26 protein-coding genes are annotated in these 21,308 nt (G+C 73.0%); 13 read left to right on the top strand and 13 right to left on the bottom strand.

Translation table 11 applies throughout. From position 1 onward, the window contains the following. Nucleotides 1-34: 34 nt before the first annotated feature. The gene (locus tag KUM03_RS23235) at nt 35-1,270 is read left to right on the top strand and encodes a cytochrome P450 (protein ID WP_217251216.1); all 1,236 of its coding nucleotides are present in this window, start codon (nt 35-37) and stop codon (nt 1,268-1,270) included. Here the strand turns inward: KUM03_RS23235 and KUM03_RS23240 are convergent. Genes KUM03_RS23240 through KUM03_RS23260 form a run of 5 tightly spaced genes read right to left on the bottom strand, consistent with a single transcriptional unit; the run spans nt 1,251 to nt 5,668 of the window. Next, entirely contained in the window at nt 1,251-2,513 is a 1,263-nt protein-coding gene (locus KUM03_RS23240; protein WP_217251217.1) for a cytochrome P450, read from the bottom strand. The genes KUM03_RS23235 and KUM03_RS23240 overlap by 20 nt on opposite strands. After that, the gene (locus KUM03_RS23245) at nt 2,510-3,145 is read right to left on the bottom strand and encodes an ATP/GTP-binding protein (protein WP_217251218.1); all 636 of its coding nucleotides are present in this window, start codon (nt 3,143-3,145) and stop codon (nt 2,510-2,512) included. The genes KUM03_RS23240 and KUM03_RS23245 overlap by 4 nt, the downstream gene beginning before the upstream one ends. Continuing rightward, nucleotides 3,126-3,482 carry a DUF742 domain-containing protein gene (locus KUM03_RS23250; protein ID WP_217251219.1) on the bottom strand — a complete coding sequence of 119 codons (357 nt, stop codon included), beginning with the start codon at nt 3,480-3,482 and terminating at the stop codon, nt 3,126-3,128. Before KUM03_RS23250 ends, KUM03_RS23245 begins: the two co-directional genes overlap by 20 nt. Next, the gene (locus tag KUM03_RS23255) at nt 3,479-3,898 is read right to left on the bottom strand and encodes a roadblock/LC7 domain-containing protein (protein ID WP_217251431.1); all 420 of its coding nucleotides are present in this window, start codon (nt 3,896-3,898) and stop codon (nt 3,479-3,481) included. The genes KUM03_RS23250 and KUM03_RS23255 overlap by 4 nt, the downstream gene beginning before the upstream one ends. Before the next feature lie 57 nt (nt 3,899-3,955). Further along, nucleotides 3,956-5,668 (bottom strand): ATP-binding protein, encoded by a 1,713-nt coding sequence (locus KUM03_RS23260; RefSeq protein ID WP_217251220.1) that lies wholly within the window; start codon nt 5,666-5,668, stop codon nt 3,956-3,958. 278 nt (nt 5,669-5,946) lie between these two features. On the opposite strand from KUM03_RS23260, the gene KUM03_RS23265 reads away from it, so the two are divergent. The 5 genes from KUM03_RS23265 to KUM03_RS23285 all read left to right on the top strand — a co-directional run bounded on the left by KUM03_RS23265 (nt 5,947) and on the right by KUM03_RS23285 (nt 9,506). Next, nucleotides 5,947-6,363 carry a hypothetical protein gene (locus KUM03_RS23265; protein ID WP_217251221.1) on the top strand — a complete coding sequence of 139 codons (417 nt, stop codon included), beginning with the start codon at nt 5,947-5,949 and terminating at the stop codon, nt 6,361-6,363. A gap of 53 nt (nt 6,364-6,416) precedes the next feature. Next, the gene (locus KUM03_RS23270) at nt 6,417-6,914 is read left to right on the top strand and encodes a hypothetical protein (protein ID WP_217251222.1); all 498 of its coding nucleotides are present in this window, start codon (nt 6,417-6,419) and stop codon (nt 6,912-6,914) included. A 58-nt stretch (nt 6,915-6,972) separates the two neighbouring features. Further along, on the top strand, nt 6,973-7,755 hold the full coding sequence (locus KUM03_RS23275; RefSeq protein WP_217251223.1) for a DsbA family protein: 783 nt from the start codon (nt 6,973-6,975) through the stop codon (nt 7,753-7,755). Then, a complete protein-coding gene (locus tag KUM03_RS23280) occupies nt 7,748-8,596 on the top strand; it encodes a cytochrome c biogenesis CcdA family protein (RefSeq protein ID WP_217251224.1) in 849 nt (282 codons plus the stop codon). Before KUM03_RS23275 ends, KUM03_RS23280 begins: the two co-directional genes overlap by 8 nt. Nucleotides 8,597-8,666: 70 nt before the next feature. After that, nucleotides 8,667-9,506: a lysozyme gene (locus KUM03_RS23285; RefSeq protein WP_217251225.1), complete on the top strand. Its 840-nt coding sequence runs from the start codon at nt 8,667-8,669 to the stop codon at nt 9,504-9,506. Nucleotides 9,507-9,570: 64 nt separating this feature from the next. On the opposite strand, the gene KUM03_RS23290 is transcribed toward KUM03_RS23285, so the two are convergent. From KUM03_RS23290 to KUM03_RS23310, 5 genes are all read right to left on the bottom strand, one after another. Further along, nucleotides 9,571-10,296, bottom strand: a complete 726-nt coding sequence (locus KUM03_RS23290; RefSeq protein ID WP_217251226.1) for an FAD binding domain-containing protein — start codon at nt 10,294-10,296, stop codon at nt 9,571-9,573. A gap of 174 nt (nt 10,297-10,470) precedes the next feature. After that, a complete protein-coding gene (locus tag KUM03_RS23295; RefSeq protein WP_217251227.1) occupies nt 10,471-11,274 on the bottom strand; it encodes an alpha/beta fold hydrolase in 804 nt (267 codons plus the stop codon). 10 nt (nt 11,275-11,284) lie between these two features. Continuing rightward, nucleotides 11,285-12,088 carry a hypothetical protein gene (locus tag KUM03_RS23300; RefSeq protein WP_217251228.1) on the bottom strand — a complete coding sequence of 268 codons (804 nt, stop codon included), beginning with the start codon at nt 12,086-12,088 and terminating at the stop codon, nt 11,285-11,287. A 119-nt stretch (nt 12,089-12,207) separates the two neighbouring features. Further along, nucleotides 12,208-12,825 carry a sigma-70 family RNA polymerase sigma factor gene (locus KUM03_RS23305; protein WP_217251229.1) on the bottom strand — a complete coding sequence of 206 codons (618 nt, stop codon included), beginning with the start codon at nt 12,823-12,825 and terminating at the stop codon, nt 12,208-12,210. Between the two features lie 194 nt (nt 12,826-13,019). Continuing rightward, complete coding sequence (locus tag KUM03_RS23310; protein ID WP_217251230.1) at nt 13,020-13,745, bottom strand: hypothetical protein; 726 nt, start codon at nt 13,743-13,745, stop codon at nt 13,020-13,022. 352 nt (nt 13,746-14,097) lie between these two features. On the opposite strand from KUM03_RS23310, the gene KUM03_RS23315 reads away from it, so the two are divergent. From KUM03_RS23315 to KUM03_RS23325, 3 genes are all read left to right on the top strand, one after another. After that, nucleotides 14,098-14,313, top strand: a complete 216-nt coding sequence (locus KUM03_RS23315) for a hypothetical protein (RefSeq protein ID WP_217251231.1) — start codon at nt 14,098-14,100, stop codon at nt 14,311-14,313. A gap of 111 nt (nt 14,314-14,424) precedes the next feature. Beyond that, entirely contained in the window at nt 14,425-15,030 is a 606-nt protein-coding gene (locus tag KUM03_RS23320; protein WP_217251232.1) for a flavodoxin family protein, read from the top strand. Nucleotides 15,031-15,181: 151 nt separating this feature from the next. Further along, nucleotides 15,182-15,745, top strand: coding sequence for a Dps family protein (locus KUM03_RS23325; protein WP_217251233.1), 564 nt, complete (start codon nt 15,182-15,184; stop codon nt 15,743-15,745). Between the two features lie 89 nt (nt 15,746-15,834). Here the strand turns inward: KUM03_RS23325 and KUM03_RS23330 are convergent, their stop codons facing one another. Further along, nucleotides 15,835-15,999: a hypothetical protein gene (locus tag KUM03_RS23330; RefSeq protein ID WP_217251234.1), complete on the bottom strand. Its 165-nt coding sequence runs from the start codon at nt 15,997-15,999 to the stop codon at nt 15,835-15,837. A gap of 33 nt (nt 16,000-16,032) precedes the next feature. Then, nucleotides 16,033-16,389 carry a PRC-barrel domain-containing protein gene (locus KUM03_RS23335; protein WP_073726864.1) on the bottom strand — a complete coding sequence of 119 codons (357 nt, stop codon included), beginning with the start codon at nt 16,387-16,389 and terminating at the stop codon, nt 16,033-16,035. Nucleotides 16,390-16,563: 174 nt separating this feature from the next. Here KUM03_RS23335 and KUM03_RS23340 point away from each other — a divergent pair, with 174 nt between their 5' ends. The 3 genes from KUM03_RS23340 (at nt 16,564) to KUM03_RS23350 (ending at nt 18,853) form a co-directional block, all read left to right on the top strand. Next, the gene (locus KUM03_RS23340; protein ID WP_217251235.1) at nt 16,564-16,917 is read left to right on the top strand and encodes an STAS domain-containing protein; all 354 of its coding nucleotides are present in this window, start codon (nt 16,564-16,566) and stop codon (nt 16,915-16,917) included. After that, nucleotides 16,914-17,843, top strand: coding sequence for an anti-sigma factor RsbA family regulatory protein (locus KUM03_RS23345; RefSeq protein ID WP_217251236.1), 930 nt, complete (start codon nt 16,914-16,916; stop codon nt 17,841-17,843). The genes KUM03_RS23340 and KUM03_RS23345 overlap by 4 nt, the downstream gene beginning before the upstream one ends. A gap of 164 nt (nt 17,844-18,007) precedes the next feature. After that, the gene (locus tag KUM03_RS23350) at nt 18,008-18,853 is read left to right on the top strand and encodes an RNA polymerase sigma factor SigF (RefSeq protein WP_217251237.1); all 846 of its coding nucleotides are present in this window, start codon (nt 18,008-18,010) and stop codon (nt 18,851-18,853) included. A 23-nt stretch (nt 18,854-18,876) separates the two neighbouring features. On the opposite strand, the gene KUM03_RS23355 is transcribed toward KUM03_RS23350, so the two are convergent. Continuing rightward, entirely contained in the window at nt 18,877-19,950 is a 1,074-nt protein-coding gene (locus KUM03_RS23355) for a Ku protein (RefSeq protein WP_217251238.1), read from the bottom strand. A 232-nt stretch (nt 19,951-20,182) separates the two neighbouring features. Between KUM03_RS23355 and KUM03_RS23360 the strand changes: the two genes are divergently transcribed. After that, entirely contained in the window at nt 20,183-21,304 is a 1,122-nt protein-coding gene (locus tag KUM03_RS23360; RefSeq protein WP_217251239.1) for a peptidoglycan bridge formation glycyltransferase FemA/FemB family protein, read from the top strand. Nucleotides 21,305-21,308 lie beyond the last annotated feature (4 nt).

A 21,308-nucleotide genomic window follows, 5' to 3' on the forward strand; every position in this document is an offset into this window, starting at 1 on the left:
GGTGCGGTACGGCCGTTGTCGACCGAGGAGTCCCATGTCCACCGCGCAGCAGGTCCCCGACATCCTCTCCCCCGAGTTCGCGGCGAACCCCTACCCGGCCTACCGGGTGATGCGCGAGAGCGCGCCGCTCATCCGGCACGAGGCCACCCAGAGCTGGATCGTGTCGCGCTACGAGGACGTGGAGCGCGTCTTCAAGGACCGCGCCGGGCAGTTCACCACCGAGAACTACGACTGGCAGATCGAGCCCGTGCACGGCAGGACGATCCTCCAGCTGAGCGGCCGCGAGCACGCCGTCCGGCGGGCGCTGGTCGCCCCCGCCTTCCGCGGGGCCGAGCTGCGGGAGAAGTTCCTGCCGGTCATCGAGCGCAACTCCCGCGAACTCGTCGACGCCTTCCGGCACACCGGGCGGGCCGATCTGGTCGCCGACTACGCGACCCGGTTCCCCGTCAACGTCATCGCGGACATGCTGGGCCTGGACAAGGCCGACCACGACCGCTTCCACGGCTGGTACACGTCGGTCATCGCCTTCCTCGGCAACCTCACCGGCGACGCCGAGGTGGCGGCGGCCGGGGCGCGCACCCGGGTGGAGTTCGCCGAGTACATGTTCCCGGTGATCCGGGAGCGCCGGGAGAACCCGGGCGACGACCTGCTGTCCGCCCTGTGCGCCGCCGAGGTGGACGGGGTGCGGATGAGCGACGAGGACATCAAGGCGTTCTGCAGTCTGCTGCTCGCCGCGGGCGGCGAGACCACCGACAAGGCCATCGCGAGCATCTTCGCCAACCTGCTGGCGCACCCGGAGCAGTTGGCGGCCGTGCGCGAGGACCGGAGCCTGATCCCCCGCGCCTTCGCCGAGACGCTGCGGTACACGCCGCCCGTCCACATGATCATGCGGCAGACGGCGACCGAGGTGGAGCTGAGCGGCGGCACCATACCGGCGGGCGCCACCGTCACCTGCCTGATCGGCGCGGCCAACCGGGACGGGAACCGCTACCGCGACCCGGACCGTTTCGACATCCTCCGCGACGACCTCACCACGACGACCGCCTTCTCGGCCGCCGCCGACCATCTCGCCTTCGCGCTCGGACGGCACTTCTGCGTCGGCGCGCTGCTGGCGAAGGCCGAGGTAGAGACCGGCGTCGGCCAGTTGCTGGACGCCATGCCCGACCTGCGGCCGGCCGACGGGTTCGACGTGGTGGAGCAGGGGGTCTTCACCCGGGGTCCGCAGTCGCTGCCGGTGCGGTTCACGCCCGTCACGGGACCACGGGTGTGAAGAGGGCCGGCAGCGCCGTCAGTCCGCGCATCCAGATGGAGGGCCGCCAGGTCAGCTCGTCGGGGTCGACCGCGAGCACCAGGTCGGGGAGGCGTTCCAGCAGCGTCTCGACCGCCGTGCGGGCCATGACGTCGGCGAGCAGCGGTGCCGGGTACGGGCACCGGTGCTCGCCGTTGCTGAAGGACAGGTGCGCGGAGTTCTCGGCGCCCACGTGCGCCTCGGGCCACAGCTGCGGGTCGGTGTTGGCCGCGGCCAGGCCCAGCACCAGGCAGTCGCCGGCCCGGATCTGCCGGCCCCCGAGCTGGGTGTCGTTCACGGCCCAGCGGCCGATGAAGTTCTGCGTCGGCGTGTCCAGCCACAGCACCTCGTTCAGTGCCTCGCCGACACTGAGCCGGCCGCCCGAGACGTTCAGGGCGAAGCGCTCGTCGGTGAGCAGCAGCCGTAGGGTGTTGCCGATCCAGTTGGCGGTGGGCTGCTGGGCGGCGGCGATGACGGAGATCAGGTCCTGGACGATCTCCTCGTCGGTCAGTCCCGCCGGGTGGGTCAGCATCCGGGAGGTGACGTCGGGACCGGGCCGCTCCCGTTTCCGGCGCACCAGCCGGTGGATGCGCTCGCCCACCCGCGCGTACGCCGCGACCGGGTCGTCGCCCTCCGCCGCGTCCAGGGAGACGCGCAGGTCCTCGACGAGCTGCCGGGTCTCGTCGCCGCTGTGCGGCATCCCGCACATGCGCACGGCGGCGCGCATCGGCAGGGCGTGGGCGTAGTCCCGCATCAGCTCGGCCCGGCCGCTGCCGGCGAAGGACGCGATGAGTCCGTCGGCGAGCTGCCGGCAGTCACGGGCCAGTTCGAACTGGTCGATACCCGCGAGGGCCTGCGAGATCACGCCGGCCCTCCGCCGGTGTTCCTCGCCCTCGGTGAACAGCACGGACGGCTGGTGGCCGACGTAGGGCAGCAGCGGCCAGTCGGGCGGGATGGCGTCCCACTGGTTCCAGCGGCGCGAGTCCCGGGCGAACAGCTCGTCGTGGCTGGTGACATAGCTGACCTCGGTGTAGCCGAGGACCAGCCAGGCGGGGACGGAGCCGTCCAGGAGCACCGGTGCGACCGCGCCGTGCTCGGCGCGCAGGCCGCGGTACAGCTCCGACGGTGTCTGCTGGTACTCCAGTCCGGCGAGCGCCACGGCCTTGTCGTGCGCGGGGCACGCGGGCGGGGCGGTGCGGTCGGGAGCGGGGTCGATGTCGGTCACGGTGCGCTCTCCTGGGCCAGGGCCAGTCGGTAGAGGTGGTCCACGAGGGTGACCAGTACGTGCTTTCCGGAGGTCCGCACCCGTGCGTCGCAGTCGATCAGCGGTACGTCCCCGGACAGGGCGAGTGCCTGCCGGATCTCGTCCAGGGAGTGCCGGGCGCGGTCGTCGTCGAAGCGGTTGACTGCGACCACGAACGGGGTGCGGTGGTGTTCCAGCCGGTCTATCGCGTACCAGGAGTCGTCCATCCTGCGGGTGTCGACGAGGACGACCGCGCCGAGGGTGCCGGAGAACAGCCGGTCCCAGAGGAACCAGAAGCGTTCCTGGCCGGGGGCTCCGAACAGGTACAGCACCATGCGGTCGTTGAGGCTGATCCGGCCGAAGTCGAAGGCCACGGTCGTGGTGGTCTTGTCCGTGACCTCGCCGGTCTCGTCGACGCCGACGCCGGCCTGGGTCATCACCTCCTCGGTGTTGAGGGGGCGGATCTCGCTGACCGAGCGGACGAGCGTGGTCTTGCCGACGCCGAAGCCGCCCACGACGACGATCTTCAGGCCGGTCTCCGCGGCGTGGGTCAGGGGCGTGCGGCCGGAGGCCGTGATGGTCCGTGAGGGTGGGTCAGAGGTTGCGGAGCCCATGGAGCACCTCCTGGAGAAGGGCGGTATCGGGGTGCGACGCGGCGGACTGCCCCAGGCGCGGGTGGCGGGCGGTGATCCGGCCGGTGGCGAGCAGGTCGCCGAGCAGGATGCGGACCACCGCGATCGGCAGGTGCAGCTCGGCGGCGAGCTCGACCACCGCCGTCGGGTGCCGGCACAGGTCGAGGATGCGGACGTGTTCCGACTGCATGCCGGCCGCCGGTTCGCATTCGCTGACCACCAGCGTGACCAGGTCGAACGAGTCGTCGGCGCGGCTGCGTCCGCCGGTGACCGTGTAGAGCCGGTCGGGTTCGCCGGTGTCCACGGGCCTGCGCGTCACGGCGTACTGCTCCCGGGGACGGCGTGGCGCGGCTCGGCCCGCAGGTGCTCACCGATCTGCTCGACCATCTCGGTCATCTGGTGGCCGACCACACCCGGGTCGGCGTCCTCCACCGCGACGACGGCCAGGTGCGCGCCCTCGCCCGCCTCCACGATGAAGAGCAGTCCACCGTGGAACTCGGTCATGGAGTGCCGCACGCCGCCGGTTCCGTCGCCGAACTCGACGGAGGCGCCCTGGGCCAGGGCCTGAATGCCGGAACAGATCGCGGCGAGCTGGTCGGCCCGGTCGAGGGTGAGGTGTTCGGTCCAGCACAGCTTGAGGCCGTCGCGGGAGAGCACGAGGGCGTGCCGGGTGCCGGGGGTGCGGTCGAGGAGGTTCTGCAGGAGCCAGGTGAGGCTGTTGTCGGTGGTCTGCATGGTGGGTGAGGGGACGGTGGTTCCTGGTTCTGCGGTCACCGGCCCGTTCCTCCAATCTCACGAGCTCGAGGGCGGTTCGGTCTCGGGTGCCCCGCCGGCCGCCCCGCTGCGGCGACCGCGGTGGAAGGCGCCGAAACTGGAGCCGGCGTCCCGGGGCGCCGTCGCCGCCCGGTCCGGCGTCCGGCGGTGCTGCTCCCGGCGTTCGCGTTCGGCCGCGGCCATCGTGCGGCCCGGGGAGCGCACCGGCAGCCCTCCCTCGGTGGCGGATGCGGGGCGGGGCGGCGTCGGCGCCTGTTCGGGGAGGTCGGGGCGGACGTCGGGGACGCGCCGCCTGTCCACCGGGGCCTCGGCGGCCGGAGCGGGGCCGGGGACGGTGAGGGCGCCGGTGGCCGTACGGCCGAGGGTCGCGTACGGTCCGGGGTCCCGCTGCTGGGCGAGCAGTTGCGGCGGGACCAGGACGACGACGCCCGTGCCGCCGCGTGAGGAGGGCCGGTAGCTGACGCCGATCCGGTACTTGGCGGCCAGCCGTCCGACCACGGCGAGGCCGAGTCGCGTGCCCTGGAGCTGGGCCAGGTCGTTCATGCGTCCCGACACCGCCTGTTCGGCGTGGCGCATGGCCGCGTCGGCCATCTTCAGTCCGCTGTCCTCGATGGTGATGACGATTCCGGCGGTACGTTCCTCCACGTAGACGTGGACCTCGTCGATGGGCGGCGAGAAGTTGGCGGCGTTGTCCATCAGTTCGGCGAGGAGGTGCATCACGCCCTCGGCCGCGTACCCGGAGATCGCGGCGCTGGTCGAGCAGTGCATGCGGACCCGGCGGTAGGCGGCGATCCGGCCGACGGCGCCGCGCAGGATGCTCTCCATCACGATGGGCTTGTTCCAGGCCCGGCTGGAGCGTCCGCCCATCAGCAGGGCCAGGCGGTCGGTGACCAGGCCGAGCTGCGAGGTGCTGTGGTCCAGGCGGAGCAGGTCGCCGAGGACTTCCTCGCCGTGGCGGTCCTGCATGTCGCGCAGGTCGGCGAGCATGCCGACGGCCTTGGCCTGGACGCGGCTCAGGGACTTGGCGGCCGCCGCCTGCGCCGCGGCGGTGCGCCGTTCGCTGTGGGCCAGTTCCCGGACGAAGAGTTCGGCGCAGGCGCGTGCCTGCGGGCCGCGCGGCCACTCCAGTTCGGCGAGGACGACGTCCGCCGAAGTGCCGTCGCGCAGTTTCTCCACCACGGCGGGCAGCGTGCTGCTCGTGAGGTGCTCCAGTTCCTCGGTGAGCCGGCGCGTCTCCTGAAGCGCCTGACGGTGGCGGGAATCGGCGTCCGCGGACTGCCGGGCCGCGTCCTCGGTCAGCACGGCGAAGCTCTGCACGACCTGGCGCAGGTGCGCGCCGGAGACGGGCGCGGTGTTCGCCACGGCCTCCTCGGCGCTCGAGCCGTCGCGGACCTGCTGGGCGATGCCCGGCAGGGCCACGTTGACGAGGTGGGCGAAACCCGCGCTCTCGTGGGCGATGCGGCCCTTGAGGGCGCTGATCTCCGCCCTCCGGTCGGACGCGGTCCGGCGCGCCCGCCCGACCAGGTGGGAGCCGAGTACGACGGCCACGGCGACGCACAGCCAGGACGACACGGCGAGGGTCGCGGTCCAGCTCCGGGCGGTGTCGGGGGCCGCCGCCCAGGCGGCGCCGGCGGCCGCGGCGGCCGCCGGCAGCACCACGAGGGGAAGGGCGGGGGTGGTGCGGCGGGCTTTCTGCGCCCGGGGCGGGGTGGGGGGTGCAGACACTGACATTCCGCGGTCCCTCTGGTCCTTGAGAGCGGGGAAAAGGCCGGGTCGACAGGCGTCGGCGGGCCTGCGGCTCATGCTAGTCAGCGCCCGGTGCGCGTAAGCCGGACCGACCGCGGACCCCACCGAGGAGCGAACTTCCCCGGCATCTCGCCGATCGAACGCAGCGATGTGATACAGGCGTTCTGGGGCACTGCTCTCCACCCGGTGGCGGGTATGTAGGGTGGCTTCCGCACACGTCCCCGAGTCGTCCCCGAGCAGTCCCTGCGGTAGGAGCCGTCCCCATGTCCCAGCGCGGCAGGCACACCCGAGCGGTGTCGCTGCTCCGTTGTGCGCTGGCGATGGTCACCGTGGTCGTCGCCGTGCTGTGCGTGGCGGGGGCGGGCCGTTCACCGGCCTCGGGCGCCGCTGGGGAGAGCGCCGTGGCCGGCTCCCCGGCCGCGGTCGCCGTACTCGCCGTCGACCGTGCCTCGGGGGACGAGGTGTCGCCCGCGGCGCCGCGTCCGTGCGAGAAGAAGGGCCTGGCCGAGCAGTCGTCGACGCGCGGGGACCTCCGCGTTCCGGAGACGCCGACCGCCGGCACCGCGGACTCGGCCGCCCAGCGCGGGACGGCCCCGTCGCCGGCCGTCCGTGCGACCGCCGGGCCCGCGCCGCCCGCGAGTTGTGCCAGTGCCACCTCTACCACCGTTCTGAGGATCTAGACCGGCCCGTTCGTGCCGCGTCCGCCGCATCCTTACGAACGGAGCCCATTCCCATGCCCTCCTCCTCCCGGTCGCTGAGCCGGGCGGGAGCGGCCCTCGTGTCCTGGCGGCCCGCCCAGTGGGCCGCCGCCGGGGCCGGTGCCGTCCTGACCGCCGTCGTCGTGGGTGTCCCCACCGCGGTCGTGCCCTCGCCCTTCTTCTCCCGGACCGTCCCCGTCCAGTGGTGGAACTATCCGGTGCTCGCGGCCACCGCCGTGCTCGCGGGCCTGGTCCTGGCCACCTTCGTGCGCCCGCCCGGGGCCTTGGCCACGCCGCGGACCGACGGTCCCGGCAGCAGGCTGGGCCCCCTCGGCGGTGTGCTCTCCTTCCTCGCCGTGGGCTGCCCCGTCTGCAACAAGGTGGTCCTGCTGCTCCTCGGCAGCTCCGGCGCGCTGACCTACTGGGCCCCGCTCCAGCCGGTCGTCGCCGTCGCCTCCCTGGCGCTGCTCGCCGAGGCGGCGCTGCGCAGGCTGTCGACGGCCGAGGCCTGTCCGGTGCCGGCCCGCGTCTGAGCGCCGGCCGCGGCCCTCCCCACTTCTTCCCTCTTTCCTCCTTCCGTGGAGTCGATCCATGAACGCTGCATCACGCCTGCCCGACAAGTCCCGTCCGGCGCCGCGCCGCCGGTTGCGGGTGGTCCTGGCCGCCCTGGTCCTCGTGGCCGCCGTCACCGTCGCCGCCGTCAGCCTGGGCGGTGGCGGCGAGTCCGCCGACCGTCCGGCCACCGCGTCGTCCTCCGGCCCCGCCTCAGCCGCCCCGCCCGCCGATCCCGCGCTGCTCGCGCTCGCCCGCCGGGACGCCGACGACCCGTATGCCCTGGGGAAGCCGGACGCACCCGTCGTACTGATCGAGTACTCGGACTTCCAGTGCCCCTACTGCGGCCGGTTCGCCCGCGAGACCAAGCCCGAACTGCTGCGCGACTACGTCGACAAGGGCGTCCTGCGGATCGAGTGGCGCCACTTCCCGATCTTCGGCGCGGAGTCCGAGCAGGCGGCCCGGGCCTCGTGGGCGGCGGGGCGGCAGGGCCGTTTCTGGGAGTTCCACGACACCGCCTACGGGCAGCCGCGCGAGCGCAACAAGGGTGATTTCGCGGAGAAGGAACTGGTCGCCATGGCCGAGGAGGCGGGCGTCGGGGACCTCGACCGCTTCCGCGCGGACATGGCCTCCGCCGCGGCGGACGAGGCCGTGAACCGGGACATCGAGGAGGGCTACGCGCTCGGCGTCAGCAGCACCCCCGCCTTCCTCGTCAACGGACGGCCGATCCTGGGCGCCCAGCCCACGGACGTGTTCGCCGAGGCGATCGAGGCGGCCGAGGCCGCCGGGGAAGCGCGCGCACAGGGCGGAACCGATGAGTGACCCGGGCTTCGCGGTCGCCTTCCTCGGCGGGCTTCTGGCGCTGCTCAGCCCCTGCTCGGCCCTGCTGCTGCCGGCGTTCTTCGCCTACTCGTTCACCAGCCGCACCCGGCTGCTGGGGCGCACCGCGCTGTTCTACGCCGGACTGTGTCTGACCATGGTGCCGCTCGGCGTGGCGGGGTCGCTCGCCGGGCGCCTCTTCTACGGGCACCGTGACCTGCTGGTCACGGTGGGCGGCTGGCTGGTCGTCGCCCTCGGGATGGCACAGGTACTGGGCCTCGGGTTCGGTTCGCGCCGGATGCAGCAGGCGGCCGGGACACGCCGCTCGGGTTCGGCACTGTCCGTGACGGCGTTGGGCGCGGTGTACGGGCTGGCCGGCTTCTGCGCCGGGCCCATCCTCGGCAGCGTCCTGACGGTGGCCGCGATGGGGGGTGACCCGTGGCGCGGTGGGGCGCTGCTCGCGGTGTACGCCCTGGGCATGGCCGTGCCGATGTTCGTGCTGGCGGCGCTGTGGGACCGGTTCGACCTGGGCCGGCGGAACTGGCTGCGTGGACGGCCGGTACGGCTGGGACCGTTGCGGACGCACTCCACGTCGCTGGTGGGCGGGGTGATGTTCATCGTGCTGGGCGCGGTCTTCCTGCTGTTCGACGGCACTTCGGCGCTGCCGTCGCTGCTGGGTGTGGACACCGAGTTCACCTGGGAGCAGCGGATGAGCGGGATCGGGGAGGCCGTCTCCGACCGTGCGCTGCTGGGCGTGCTGGCCGTGGCCGTGGCCGTGGGGGCGCTGGTCGTCCTGGTGCGCGGAGTGCGGGGGCCGCGGCACGGCGCACCCGAGGATCAGTAGGGGCGCCTTCCAACACCGTCTGGGTGACTGTGGGATGCGGCCGGGCGGGACAGCGGATCGGATGGGTGCCATGCGCAAACCCATAGCCGTGGCGTCCCGCCACTCACGCCGCCTGCTCGCGTCGGGCGTCCTCCTCGCCTCCCAGTCACTCCTGCTGACCCTGTCCGCGGTCCCCGCGTCGGCCGACGGGGCGGGCGCGACACCCGTCCGCGGCACCGCCCACATGGGCATGGGCGTCCTGGCCCACGAGGGCGTCCAGGGTGTGCCCGCGAGTACGCGGGCCGCCCAGACCGAGGGCGTCGACGTCTCCAGCCATCAGGGCGACGTGGCCTGGTCCACCCTCTGGAAGAGCGGGGTGAAGTGGGCCTACGTGAAGGCCACCGAGGGCACGTCCTACCGGAACCCCTACTACTCGCAGCAGTACGGCGGTTCGTACGACACCGGCATGATCCGCGGCGCGTACCACTTCGCGATCCCGGACGGCGCGGGCGGTGCCGCGCAGGCCGACTACTTCGTCGACCACGGCGGCGGCTGGTCCAAGGACGGCCGGACCCTGCCGGGTGTGCTCGACATCGAGTACAACCCGTACGGCGCCACCTGCTACGGCAGGACGGCGAGCCAGATGGTCGACTGGATCGGCGACTTCCTGGACCGCTACAAGGAGCGCACCGGCCGCCACGCGGCCATCTACACCTCCACCAACTGGTGGAAGCAGTGCACCGGCAACTACAGCGGCTTCGGCGACACCAACCCGCTGTGGGTCGCCCGGTACGCGTCGAGCGTGGGCGAACTCCCGGCCGGCTGGGACTTCCACACGATGTGGCAGTACACCTCGTCCGGGCCGACCGTCGGGGACCACGACAGGTTCAACGGGGCCCTCGACCGCGTCAAGGCCCTGGCCAACGGCTGACGCCGCCCTCCGCCGTACGTCCTCCATCCGTCCGCCGGCCCACCGAGGCCGGCGGGCGGCTCCGTCAGTGGTCGGAGAGGGGGGCCAGGATGCCGGCGACCTGCTCACGCACGACGTCGCGGGCGCCGGACGGCAGTGCTCCGACGTCCGTGTGTTCCAGGGCGCCGAGCACCTGGTCGGCGCTTCCGTCGTCGCACGGCGCGCTCTCGCTGAGCACCTCGTAGCCGTCGCGGACGGCCACCCTCAGGTTGCGGCGGCCCTCGTCGTCGGCGTGCACGGCGGTGGCGACGACCAGGGGCGGCGGGCCGCCTGCCTCGGCGGGCTGCTTGCGGTAGCCGCTGGCCACCGGTGTGCGCCAGCGCAGACCGAGCAGCAGGTGACGCTTGGCCAGGACCTCGGCCAGGTCGGTCTCGTAGGCGCGGTCCGGTCCCAGGACGGTGGGACGGGCGTCCAGGACGAGGGCGGCGGGCAGCAGGCAGCGCAGGCTGCTGCCGACTATGTTCCCGCCGACCGTGGCCGTCCGGCGTACGGCTCCGGTGCCCACCGTGCCGGCCGCCCGGCGCAGCACCTCGGGCACGCGGTCGTCGATGCGGTGCAGGACCACGGCGCTGCCGAGTGCCTCGGGCTCGAGCACGTTCGCCTCCGGCAGGTCGCGCAGCGACATGGCCAGTGCCGGGAAGCCGTCCCGCTGCCAGGCGGCCCACACGAGGGTGGCCCCGCCGATGGGCACCGCTCCCTCCGCCATGCACTCCTGCGCTTCGGACACGGACGTGGGCAGACGCAACAGCATGGCGATCGACCTGCTTTCCCGGCGGGCGGCGGTACGACGACGTCTCGCCTCCCGCCGCGTGATCACGGCCACTGCGCATTGTCCGTTCGGCCACGGGGGCGCGTACAGGGCTCACTCACCGGCGATGTGCGCTGTTCACGCGCCGGAGCACTACGCCGGAACGCGAGCCCGCGGTCACAGGTGCTCGGCGAGGAAGCGCAGCAGCGCGGCGTTGAAGCGCTCGGGCTGCTCGGCGCCGGGGAGGTGACCGGCCCGCTCGATCACGGCCAGGACGGCGTGCGGGACGAGCCCCTGGATGGCCTCGGCCTCCGCCACGGGGGTGTAGACGTCGTCCGCGCCGACCAGGACCAGGACCGGTGCCCGGACCGAGGCCAGGACGTCCCGGTAGTCGGGGCGTTCGGCCCGGCCGCGCAGCGCGGCGGCGGCGCCCCGGGGGTCGGTGGCGCACATCGTTTTCAGGACGCGGGCGGCCACGTCCGGCATCGCGGTGACGTTGTAGGCGGCGAGCATCTTGTCGATGACCTCGTGCGCGTAGCCGTCCATGCCCTCCGCGAGGAGCCGGTCGGCCAGCCGGTTGCGGAACGCCTTGCCCTCGGCGGTCTCCGCGGGCGCAGAGGTGTCGGACAGGACCAGTGCCCGTACCCGCTCCGGGTGACGCAGCTGGAACTCCATGGTGATCTGTCCGCCCATGGAGACGCCGCCGACCACCGCGCGTTCGATGCCCAAGTGGTCCAGGAGCGCGGCGAGGTCGTCGGCGAAGTCGGCGAGCAGCACCTTGCCGGCGGTCACACTGCTGCCGCCGTAGCCGCGCAGGTCCGGGGTGACCAGCCGGTACCCGGCCGCCGTCAGGGGGGTCACCTGGGGCGCCCACAGGGTGCGGTCGAACGGATGCCCGTGGATCAGCAGGAGCGGGAGCCCCGCCGGAGGGCCGAAGTCGTCGTACTCGATCGTGGCGCCACGCACGGATACGGAGTTCATCCGGGGCACTCTATCCGCGCGAAGGGACGCACAGGTGCCCGGTCAACTCCGTGCGCAGTTGCTCCACTTCCTTGCGGACCAGGCCGGGCACCTGTGCGTTCCACTGTGCCGCGGCACCGTCCAGCGCCTCGGCGAAGGCCCGGTGGGCGCGGCGTCCCGCCACGGCCATCGCGACGGGGAGGAGGGGACGCGCGAAGGAACGGCCCCTGACGCGTGCCTTCACGGTCACCCGCCAGCGTCCGTCCGGAGCCGGTCGCGGCACGGCCGTGACGGTGGCGCGGGCGAGTGCGTGCGTCACGGTCCCGCTCACCGGCGCGGCGGCGGACTGTCGGCCGTGTCCGGCCGCCGACGGCCACCATCTGCCGAGATCCAGGCGCAGGCGTCCGGTGCCGCCGAGGTACTTCGCCCCCTTCTCCCCGCCGGTCCGCACCGTCGCCTCGAGCCACGCCTCGCGCGGCCGGTCGGCGCTCCGGACGCCCAGTACGCAGGCCGACCGGGCGCGGTGGGCCGGATCGTCGTCCTGCGTGACGATTTCGAGTGCCGTCTCACGGCCGCGGTCCCAGGCGAGCACCGTGACGGTCGGTTCGGTCTCCGGCCGTCCGTCCGCTCCGCCGGTGGCCCGGTAGCGGGCGCCCGGCCTCAGATGGCGCCCCTCGGTCAGGACCAGGTCGGGCAGCGGGCGTCCGTCGGGCAGCCGCAGCCTCGCTCCGTCGGCCTCCGTGCCTTCGGCGAGGTCGTGGAGCATGCCGAGGCACGACTCCAGCAGGCGGCGGGGCACGGGGGCGAGCGTCACGGTGTGCTGGAAGCGGGCCATGAGGCCACCATGGCTGCCCGGGAGCGTCGGGTCATGGGGGCGGTCCGGCAGGGTCGGCCCCCTGTTGGCTGCCGATTTCCGGACCGCCCGTCACCGTCGTGCGTCACGCGGCTCGTGCGTCACGCGGCGGTGGTCACCGGCACGGGGCGCTCCGCGTCGTTCAGCCACTCGATCAGGGAGCTGCGGGCTCGGGCGACCCGTGAACGCACCGTCCCTATCGGACAGGCGCTGACGTCGGCCGCCTCCGCGTAGGGCAGCCCGAGCATCTGGGTGAGGACGAACGCCTCGCGCCGCTCGTCGGGGAGGGTGGCCAGCAGGTCGGCGAGGGCGATGCCGTCGTCGAAGCCCGGCAGACCGCGCGGCTGGGTGCGTTCGGCGGCCGACTCCCAGTCGTCCGTCGCCGCCGGCCGCGGCCTGGAGGAGTTGTAGCGGATGTTGTCGACCACCGCGCGGCGGGCGATGGAGAGCAGCCAGGTGCGGGCCGAGGACCGCCCCTCGAAGCGGTGCAGGCTGCCGAGGGCCCGCAGGAACGTGTCCTGGGTGAGGTCGTCGGCGCTCTGCGGATCGGCACCGAGGAACGTCACGTAGCGGCGGACGTCCCGGTGCAGGGCGCGTACGAAGTGGTCGACCGCGTCGGGGTCGCCGGTGCCCGCGGCGAGCGCCCACGCCGTGATGGACGCCTCCTCGGCGTCCGTGTCCGGTTGCCGGAGGGCAGGGGGCAAGGCAGGAGTGATCACCTGTGTCCGTCCTTGTCGGGATCGGGAATCCGGTCTCCGGGCGGGCTCGCCCGCGCGGGACGGGCGGGCGGCACGGAGGGACCGGTGACGGGGTGGCGGCCGGGCGCGGGAGCGCGCGGCCGGTGCCCGAGGCGCGACGCCGTCGGCTCGACGGCTCGGCGGGATCGCCGGCGGCCTCGGGGAGCCTGCTGTCGTCAGGCGACAGCGCTCCGGGCGGGCGGACCCCGGGAGGTGATCGCATGGGCGAGGGTGAGGCGGCGCGGCGCCCGGCCGGAGGCCGCCCGGCCGGTACGGACCCGGGGGCGGTGCGGCGGCACGGCCGGCCGCAGCAGCAGACGCAGTGGGGCGACGAGCCGGGCGGCGAGGGACCGCACGAGGCGGAACGCGGCGCGCTCGCCGTGGGCGAGCCACAGTCCGCACAGCAGCGCGGCCACCAGGTGGGCGGCGAGCATCCCCGTGGGTGACATGCCGCCCATGGCGTGACCGACGGCGTCCGTGGCGTTCATGCCGTGCGCGGCGTGCACGGCATGGCCGGCGTGGTCGGCGGCGCCCATCGGCATCGTCATGGTGCCCGGCTCCGCGCCCGGCTGTGACGGCATCCGGCACAGCAGGACGTCCAGCCAACGGCGTACGAGGGACGCGTCGCCGGTGGAACCGGGGTGCGCCGTCGCCTGGGCGAACGAGAAGGCGGCGTGCAGGACGGTCTGCGCGGCCACCGCGAGCAGGACGACGGCGACTGAGCCGCGTTCCCGGCCGGCGAGCCACCAGGCGGCCGCGCCCGTCGCCGACGCGCCCGCCGCCACGGCCCACCAGGGCACGGCCGCGCCGGACATCAGGAGGTGGCCCAGGGCGGCGAGCAGCACACAGACGGCCGCGAACACCGCGGCCCGTACCGTGCGACAGCACCACCCTGCTCTCATCGCGGCCTCATCCTCGCATCCGGGCTTCCGTGATCACCGGTGAGTACGGATTCCGGTCCGGCTCCCCACTCAATCCGACGTGCGTGAGGCACGCCATACCCCTGCGCACCCGCCTCTCACACGCCGCACCTCACGCACGTACGGTCGGACGGCGGGCCCGTCCGGTTCCCGGCCGTCCCCGTGTCGTCGAAGCGGCGGAGGCGGAGCGGGGTGCACCGGCGCACGGTGGCCGTCCGCCGTGCCTCCGCGCCGGGCGCGGCCCGCGCGTCCGCGGCCGCCGCGCCGGGTATCTCCCCGGCAGCCCCCACGACCGCCGGTGCGGTCGCTCGTTCCCCACGGAAGGCACAGGAGTATGACCGAACCTCACGGGCTGGAGCCCGTCGCGACGTTCTGCGGCGACTGCGACTGCGGCTGCCCGCAGCTGTTCGTCGATCCGGCCGCCCCCGCGGAGCAACGGATCGTCCTGACCGACGACTTCGGCCAGCGCGTGCAGATGAGCGCCGACCAGTTCTCGTCGCTGGTCGAGGACGCGAAGCGGGGCAGGCTGGACGGCATCGCGGCGCCCTGACCGGCCCGGCCTGGCCGCCGGACACCCGCCCGCGACCGCCGTGCGGCCGGGCGGGTGAACGCCTTCCCGCCACGACGGTCACGACCCGCCTTACGGGGAACAGGGACAGGCATGCGCGCACTCGTCATCAACTGCACCCTCAAGCCCTCCCCCCAGCCCTCGAACACCGAGGCCCTCGCCGGCACGGTCATCGCGGCGCTCAAGGGCCACGGCGTCGAGGTGGACGTCGTACGAGCCGTCGACCTCGACCTGAAACCCGGGGTCCAGACCGATATGGGAGAGGGCGACGACTGGCCCGGTGTGCACGAGAAGCTGCTCTCGTCGCAGATCCTGGTCATCGCGTCGCCGACCTGGCTCGGCCGCCCGTCCTCCGTCGCCCAGCGGGTCCTCGAACGCATGGACGCGATGCTCTCCGAGACCGACGACGAGGAGCGCCCGGTCGCCTACAACCGCGTCGCGGGCGTACTGGTCACCGGGAACGAGGACGGTGCCCACCACGTGATCAGCGAGATCGGCGGGGCGCTCACGGACATCGGCTACACCATTCCCGGCCAGGCGTGGACCTACTGGCACCTCGGCCCCGGTCCCGGCCCCGACTACCTGGACGACGACCGCGGCCACGACTGGTCGGCCTCCACCGGCCGGGCCATGGCGTCCAACCTCGTCCACGCGGCTCGAGCGCTCAGCGCGATGCCGCTGCCCGCCCCGCCGTCCTGACGGTGCCGGGAGGCGCCCTGACGATTGACTCGCCCCCTGCGGGAGACCCGTGCGCCTCGGACACACCGGCCGTGCATGTCTGCCGCCGCCGATGCGGGGCATTCGTGCACGTGCAATGACGTACGAACCGCATGAGGAGCTGAAGTCCGCCATGACGCACGACCTGACCCCGAAGTACACGGTCCCCGGCATCGAGCGCGAGGCCGCCGGGCGGCTGATCGGCGTGCTGCGCATGCGTCTGCACGCCCTCAACGATCTGCACCTGACCCTCAAGCACGTGCACTGGAACGTTGTGGGACCGCACTTCATCGCGGTGCACGAGATGATCGACCCCCAGGTCGACCAGGTGCGCGAGATGGCCGACGACGTCGCGGAGCGCATCGCCGCGCTCGGCGGGGTGGCACAGGGTACGCCCGGCGCCCTGGTCTCCGAACGGAAGTGGGACGACTACTCCATCGGACGGGCCGACGCCATCGCCCACCTCGGCGCGCTCGACGTCGTCTACACCGGCGTGGTCGAGGGGATGCGCGCGGCGGTCGAGGAGGCCGGGAAGATCGACCCCGCCACGGAGGACCTCCTGATCGGGCAGCTCAGGGACCTGGAGCAGTTCCAGTGGTTCGTGCGGGCCCATCTGGAGAGCGCCGGCGGCACCCTGGCCACGGGCACCGCGACCTCGGAGACGGAAGGGGCGGAGCGCGGGGCGGAATTCGGCTAGAACTCCACAGCGCGACATCACGGGGGCCGACCGCCGAGCGGTACGCGCGGTCGGCCCCCGTGTGCGCGCCCCGTTCGACGGGCAGGTGCTCAGCGTCCCGGGCCTCCCCGGCGCCCGATGAGCACCCCGACGAGGATCAGGTCGGCGACCAGCACCCCGACGCCGACGACGAACAGGTAGAACAGCCCTTCGGCGGCCAGTCCGATCACCCCGAGGACCAGCGCCACCAGCAACAGCAGCAGGAACAGGCTCATGGTCGTCTCCCCTCGGGAAATCCGCCGGACGGTTCAGCGCCGGCCGAGCCGACGCTCTCCCCGGCTGCCCTGCTCGTACGGCAGGTCGTAGTGGGCGAAGACCGCGCCCTCCTCCTCGGCCGCGAGCTCACCGTCCGGGTCGATGCCGGGCGCGTCCTTGACCAGGCCCTTGTCGTAGGTGACCTTCAGGTAGCCCGGGCCGACCGTGGCCTTGTCGACCGGGACGAACACCAGACGCCGACGGGTCGGCAGTCCGATGGTGACCGCCGCGAACGCGGGCCGGTCGGTGGCGGTGTCGAAGTAGATGGACTCGAGGGTGCCGATCTTGCGGCCGCCGCTGTCCACGACGTCCTGGCCCCGCCAGTCACGGATGTTGTCGGCTTCGAACATGGTCTGTCTTCCCTTCCGAGGACGCGCTCACTGTCTTGTTCCCCGCTTCGCTCGCCCGTCGCGTGTTCTGTCCTCTCTCCGGCGTACGGCGACCACCCCGCGATAGGCTGCCTGACCGGAGAAGGCGCCCGGGTCGGTACGGGACACCCGGCGGATTTCCGAAGGAGACCGAGTGTGGATGCCACAAGCCCCGCGGGCGGACCGTCCCGGGATCGGGGCGGGGCCGTGCTGGAGGTGGGTCCGTTGCCCGGCCGTCCCGGCATCCGTGCCAGCGGAGAGATCGGCGTGACCACCCGCCGGTCCTGGGAGAACGCTCTCACCGAACTGTCCCGGCGGCACGCGGACGTGTCCTACGTGGAACTGTCCGGCGTACGCTTCGTCGACGTGGCCGGCGTGGCGGCGCTCGCCGTCACGGCCATGAACCTGCCCGGCGGCCGGGTCGTCGTGGAACAGCCGCCGCCCCAGCTGCCCCGGGTGCTGGAGCTGTTCTGGCCGTCGCTGCGACGGATCGAGGTGGCACCGCGATGAGCACGGTGGACACCGAGGAGACCTTCTCGCACCCGGCCCTGTTCTACCGCTCCGAGGGCGAGTACGCCGACCGGACGGTGTCGTTCGTACGGGAGGGGCTGGCCGCCGGTGAGCCGGTGGCGGTGGCGGTGCCGGCCTCCAATCTCGAGCTGATCAGAAACGGGCTGGGCCCGGACGGGCGGGACGTCACCTTCCTCGACATGAGCGTGGCCGGGCGCAATCCGGGACGGATCATCCCCGGTGTGCTCCGGGCGTTCGCCGACGGCCACGACCGGGGTCGGGTGCGGATCATCGGCGAGCCGGTCTGGGCCGGGCGGAGCGCGGCGGAGTACCCGGCGTGCGCGCAGCACGAGGCGTTGATCAACGAGGCGTTCGCGGGCCGTGCGGCGACCATCCTGTGTCCGTACGACGAGACCCGTCTGGACGCGGACGTCCTGGCCGACGCCCTGGTCACCCACCCGACGGTTATCGACCGGGGAGGCGAGCGGGCCAGCGGGGCCTACGACTGGCGCGCGGTGGTCACCCGGTACAACGAGCCGCTGGGCCCCGGGCCGGGCGCCGCCGTCCTGGGCTTCGGTACCGGGGAGCTGCCCGAGGCGCGCCGCTTCGCCGTCGACCGGGCCGGCTCCCTCGGGCTGTCCGAGCGGCGGCTGCCGGACGTGGAACTGGCGGTGGCGGAGCTGACCACCAACAGCGTGGTCCACGGCGGCGGCCGGGGAACGCTGGCGGTGTGGGCGGAGGCGGGGCACGTGGTGTGCGAGGTCCGCGACACCGGACGGCTGACCGATCCGCTCGCCGGGCGCCGTCCCCCGCGGCCGGGGCAGATCGGCGGGCGTGGGCTGCTGCTCGTGCACCACGTGGCCGACCTCGTCCGGACCCACACGGGGGACGAGGGCACCGCGGTCCGCTTCTATGTCGGTCTCTGACTCCTTCACCACTTCGGCAATACGTCTGCTTTGGGGGAGTTTCTGATGCGTCGTCGAGCCGGTCGGCACCCGGGCAGGCATGAGAGCCATGGCCCGGGGTAGGCGGTCAGTCGTCGGCCGGTGAGCCGACGGTGACGGGGGCCGATCGACTGGGAGGGCACATCATGGCGACGACGACCGCACAGACCATCGCGCACACCACCACGGGCATGCCGGAGGTCGCGGACCCGTCCAAGGTGGCGCCCAAGGACGCGCGGGAGTTGTCGAAGCTGTTCTTCGAGCAGCTGACGGTGCTGGAGGAGGGCACGCCCGAGTTCCAGTACGCGCGCAACACGCTGATCGAGATGAACATGTCCCTGGTCCGCTTCGCGGCCGGCCGGTTCCGCAGCCGCGGCCCGGAGGAGATGGAGGACATCGTCCAGGTCGGCATGATCGGTCTGATCAAGGCCATCGACCGGTTCGAGCTGACCCGCGAGGTCGAGTTCACCTCCTTCGCCGTGCCGTACATCGTCGGTGAGATCAAGCGCTTCTTCCGGGACACCTCGTGGGCGGTGCACGTGCCGCGGCGGCTCCAGGAGGCCCGGGTGCAGCTGGCCCGCGCCACCGAGGAGCTGCGCAGCAGGCTGGGCCGCAACCCCACCACGAAGGAGCTGTCCGAGCTGATGAGCCTGCCGGAGGACGAGGTCGTCGAGGCCCGTCTCGCGGCGAACGGCTACAACTCCGCCTCGCTGGACGCGGCCATCGGCGGCAGCGAGGACGGCGAGTCGGCCCTGGCGGACTTCATCGGCGCGGACGACGCCACACTGGCGCTCGTGGACGACTTCCACGCGCTCGCCCCGATGATCGCCGAGCTCGACGAACGGGACCGGCAGATCATCCACTGGCGGTTCGTCGAGGAGCTCACCCAGAAGGACATCGGCGAACGCCTCGGCGTCTCGCAGATGCATGTGTCCCGGCTCATCTCGCGCCTGCTGGCCCACCTGCGCAAGGGCATGCTCAGCACGGCCTGAACCGGCCGGCGGCCGCTGCGGACTCAGGCGGCGGCCGTCTTCTTCCGCCGGCGGCCGCCGGCTCCGGTGAGGGCGTCGATCAGCTCGTCGCGGCTCATCCTGGAGCGGCCCGCGACGTCCTGGTCGGCGGCCCGCTGGTAGAGCTCGGCCTTGCTCAGCTCCCGCAGCTCGCTCCGTGCGGGCGGCTTCTTGCGGGAGTGGGCGGTGGCCTTCTTGCGGGCGGTGGCCTTCTCTCGGGCAGGGGCCTTCTTGCGCGACCCGGCGGGGCGTTCGCCGCCCTCCGCCTTCCCGGCCGGCTTCCCGCCGCCCGCGCCCGTGTCCTTCGCCCGCTCCAGGCTGCCCTGGAGCACCTCCATCAGGTCGACGACGTTGGTCGCCTGCGGCGCCTCCTCCGCCACCGCGACCTCCTCGCCCTCGGCCTTGGCCCGCACCAGCTCGCGGACCTTCTCCTGGTACGTGTCGTGGTAGCGGTCGGGGTCCCAGGGGCCGCTGAGCGCGTCCACGAGGCGCAGCGCCATGTCGAGTTCCTTGCCCCGACCGACCCGGTCCGAGGGCAGTTCGGGCAGTTCCCTGACCGGGTCGCGGACCTCGTCGGCCCAGTGGAGGGTCTGGAGCACCAGGACCTCGTCCTCGGCGCGCAGCGCGGTCAGGTACTGGCGGTTGCGCATGACGAAGGTGGCGACGCCGGCCTTGCCGGACTCGGCGAGGGCCGCGCGCAGCAGCTCGTACACGTTGAGGTACTCCTTGCCGCGCGGGGCGACGTAGTAGGTGCGGTCGAAGTAGACCGGTGCGATCCGGTCCAGTTCGACGAAGTCGGTGATCTCCAGGGCGCGGGAGCGGCCCGGCGCGATCTCGTCGAGTTCGTCCGGTTCGACGACGACGTACTCGCCCTCGCCCACCTCGTAGCCCTTGACGATGTCGCCGGGGTCGACCTCCTTGCCGGTGCGCTCGTTGACGCGCCGGTTCCGGATGCGGTCGGAGGTGCCGCGCTGCAGCTGGTGGAAGTGGACCGTGTGGTTCTCGGTCGCCGTGAAGAGCCCGACGGGCACCGAGACCAGCCCGAACGTGATGACGCCTGTCCAGATCGCCCGTGCCATGGCCGTCTGCTCCGTCCGTCCTGCCGTACCGCCCAGGCATTCCACGCTGACACTCCGCCCGCGCTCCCGCGCGCCGGGCGGAGCACTCGGGTGGGCGGCGGGCCGGCAGCGCGCGGATCCGCCGGCGCCGGGTTTCCCTGTGAGGTGCGGGGCGGCCGGCGCGCCTGCCGTACCACAGCGCAAGGAAGCACACGTCGAAGCAGCAGCAGAGCCGAACAGAGGGGCACCGCCCATGAGCCGTCACGTGAAGCCGATCAGCCGCGAGGAGCACCTGCGGTTCATTGCGGCCCGGCCGTCCGTGAGCCACCTGCAGACGCCCGCGTGGGGCGACGTGAAGCCGGACTGGCGGGCGGAGAGCCTGGGTTGGTTCGACGAGCGCGGCGATCTGGTGGGGGTCGGGCTGGTGCTGCTGCGTCCGCTGCCGCGGCTGAAGCGGTACCTGGCCTATCTGCCCGAGGGCCCGGTCATCGACTGGGACGCGCCCGACCTGGAACGGTGGCTGGAGCCGATGCTCGCGCACCTGAAGCGGCTGGGCGCCTTCTCGGTGAAGATGGGGCCGCCGGTGGTGACCCGGCGCTGGAGCCCCGAGGCGGTCAAGGCGGCGATCGCCGACCCGGGGGCCCGGCGTCTTGGGGACGTGGAGGCCACCGAACGGGAAGCCGGGGCTGAGGCGGTGGCCGAGCGGCTGCGCCGGCTGGGCTGGCGGCGCTCCGAATCCGGCGGCGAGGACGGGTTCGCCACCGGACAGCCGCGCCACGTGTGCCAGCTGCCGCTCGCCGGGCGGTCCCCGGAGCAGCTCCTCAGCGGCTTCAACCAGCAGTGGCGCCGGAACGTCAAGAAGGCCGAGAAGGCCGGCGTCAAGGTCGTCCGGGGTGACCGCGAGGACCTCAAGGCGTTCTACGAGCTGTACGTTGAGACCGCCGAGCGGGACCGGTTCGTGCCGCGACCGCTCGGCTACTTCGAGCGGATGTGGACGGCGCTGACGGCCGAGGACCCGGACCGCATGCGGCTCTACCTCGCCCACCACGACGGGGAGGTGCTGGCGGCGGCCACGATGCTGACGGTCGGCGAGCACGTCTGGTACTCCTACGGCGCGTCCACCGTCCGCCGGCGCGAGGTGCAGCCCAGCAACGCCCTGCAGTGGCGGATGATCTGCGACGCGCTCGAACTGGGCGCCTCGGTCTACGACTTCCGCGGCATCACCGACACCCTCGACGAGGACGACCATCTGCTCGGGCTGCTGCGCTTCAAGGTGGGCGCCGGGGGCCGGGCCGTCGAGTACCTCGGCGAGTGGGACTACCCGCTCAACAAGGTGCTGCACAAGGCGCTGGAGCTGTACATGGCGCGGCGCTGACTCC

The organism is Streptomyces sp. AC602_WCS936 (genome assembly GCF_019049125.1).
Lineage (GTDB): Bacteria > Actinomycetota > Actinomycetes > Streptomycetales > Streptomycetaceae > Streptomyces.

Coding starts and splice junctions, on each gene's coding strand:
- KUM03_RS23235 (WP_217251216.1), top strand. CDS start 35: ATGTCCACCGCGCAGCAGGTCCCCGACATCCTCTCCCCCGAGTTCGCG.
- KUM03_RS23245 (WP_217251218.1), bottom strand. CDS start 3,145: ATGGGCTCCGCAACCTCTGACCCACCCTCACGGACCATCACGGCCTCC.
- KUM03_RS23255 (WP_217251431.1), bottom strand. CDS start 3,898: ATGCAGACCACCGACAACAGCCTCACCTGGCTCCTGCAGAACCTCCTC.
- KUM03_RS23260 (WP_217251220.1), bottom strand. CDS start 5,668: ATGTCAGTGTCTGCACCCCCCACCCCGCCCCGGGCGCAGAAAGCCCGC.
- KUM03_RS23265 (WP_217251221.1), top strand. CDS start 5,947: ATGTCCCAGCGCGGCAGGCACACCCGAGCGGTGTCGCTGCTCCGTTGT.
- KUM03_RS23270 (WP_217251222.1), top strand. CDS start 6,417: ATGCCCTCCTCCTCCCGGTCGCTGAGCCGGGCGGGAGCGGCCCTCGTG.
- KUM03_RS23275 (WP_217251223.1), top strand. CDS start 6,973: ATGAACGCTGCATCACGCCTGCCCGACAAGTCCCGTCCGGCGCCGCGC.
- KUM03_RS23280 (WP_217251224.1), top strand. CDS start 7,748: ATGAGTGACCCGGGCTTCGCGGTCGCCTTCCTCGGCGGGCTTCTGGCG.
- KUM03_RS23285 (WP_217251225.1), top strand. CDS start 8,667: ATGCGCAAACCCATAGCCGTGGCGTCCCGCCACTCACGCCGCCTGCTC.
- KUM03_RS23290 (WP_217251226.1), bottom strand. CDS start 10,296: ATGCTGTTGCGTCTGCCCACGTCCGTGTCCGAAGCGCAGGAGTGCATG.
- KUM03_RS23295 (WP_217251227.1), bottom strand. CDS start 11,274: ATGAACTCCGTATCCGTGCGTGGCGCCACGATCGAGTACGACGACTTC.
- KUM03_RS23300 (WP_217251228.1), bottom strand. CDS start 12,088: ATGGCCCGCTTCCAGCACACCGTGACGCTCGCCCCCGTGCCCCGCCGC.
- KUM03_RS23310 (WP_217251230.1), bottom strand. CDS start 13,745: ATGAGAGCAGGGTGGTGCTGTCGCACGGTACGGGCCGCGGTGTTCGCG.
- KUM03_RS23315 (WP_217251231.1), top strand. CDS start 14,098: ATGACCGAACCTCACGGGCTGGAGCCCGTCGCGACGTTCTGCGGCGAC.
- KUM03_RS23320 (WP_217251232.1), top strand. CDS start 14,425: ATGCGCGCACTCGTCATCAACTGCACCCTCAAGCCCTCCCCCCAGCCC.
- KUM03_RS23325 (WP_217251233.1), top strand. CDS start 15,182: ATGACGCACGACCTGACCCCGAAGTACACGGTCCCCGGCATCGAGCGC.
- KUM03_RS23330 (WP_217251234.1), bottom strand. CDS start 15,999: ATGAGCCTGTTCCTGCTGCTGTTGCTGGTGGCGCTGGTCCTCGGGGTG.
- KUM03_RS23335 (WP_073726864.1), bottom strand. CDS start 16,389: ATGTTCGAAGCCGACAACATCCGTGACTGGCGGGGCCAGGACGTCGTG.
- KUM03_RS23345 (WP_217251236.1), top strand. CDS start 16,914: ATGAGCACGGTGGACACCGAGGAGACCTTCTCGCACCCGGCCCTGTTC.
- KUM03_RS23350 (WP_217251237.1), top strand. CDS start 18,008: ATGGCGACGACGACCGCACAGACCATCGCGCACACCACCACGGGCATG.
- KUM03_RS23355 (WP_217251238.1), bottom strand. CDS start 19,950: ATGGCACGGGCGATCTGGACAGGCGTCATCACGTTCGGGCTGGTCTCG.
- KUM03_RS23360 (WP_217251239.1), top strand. CDS start 20,183: ATGAGCCGTCACGTGAAGCCGATCAGCCGCGAGGAGCACCTGCGGTTC.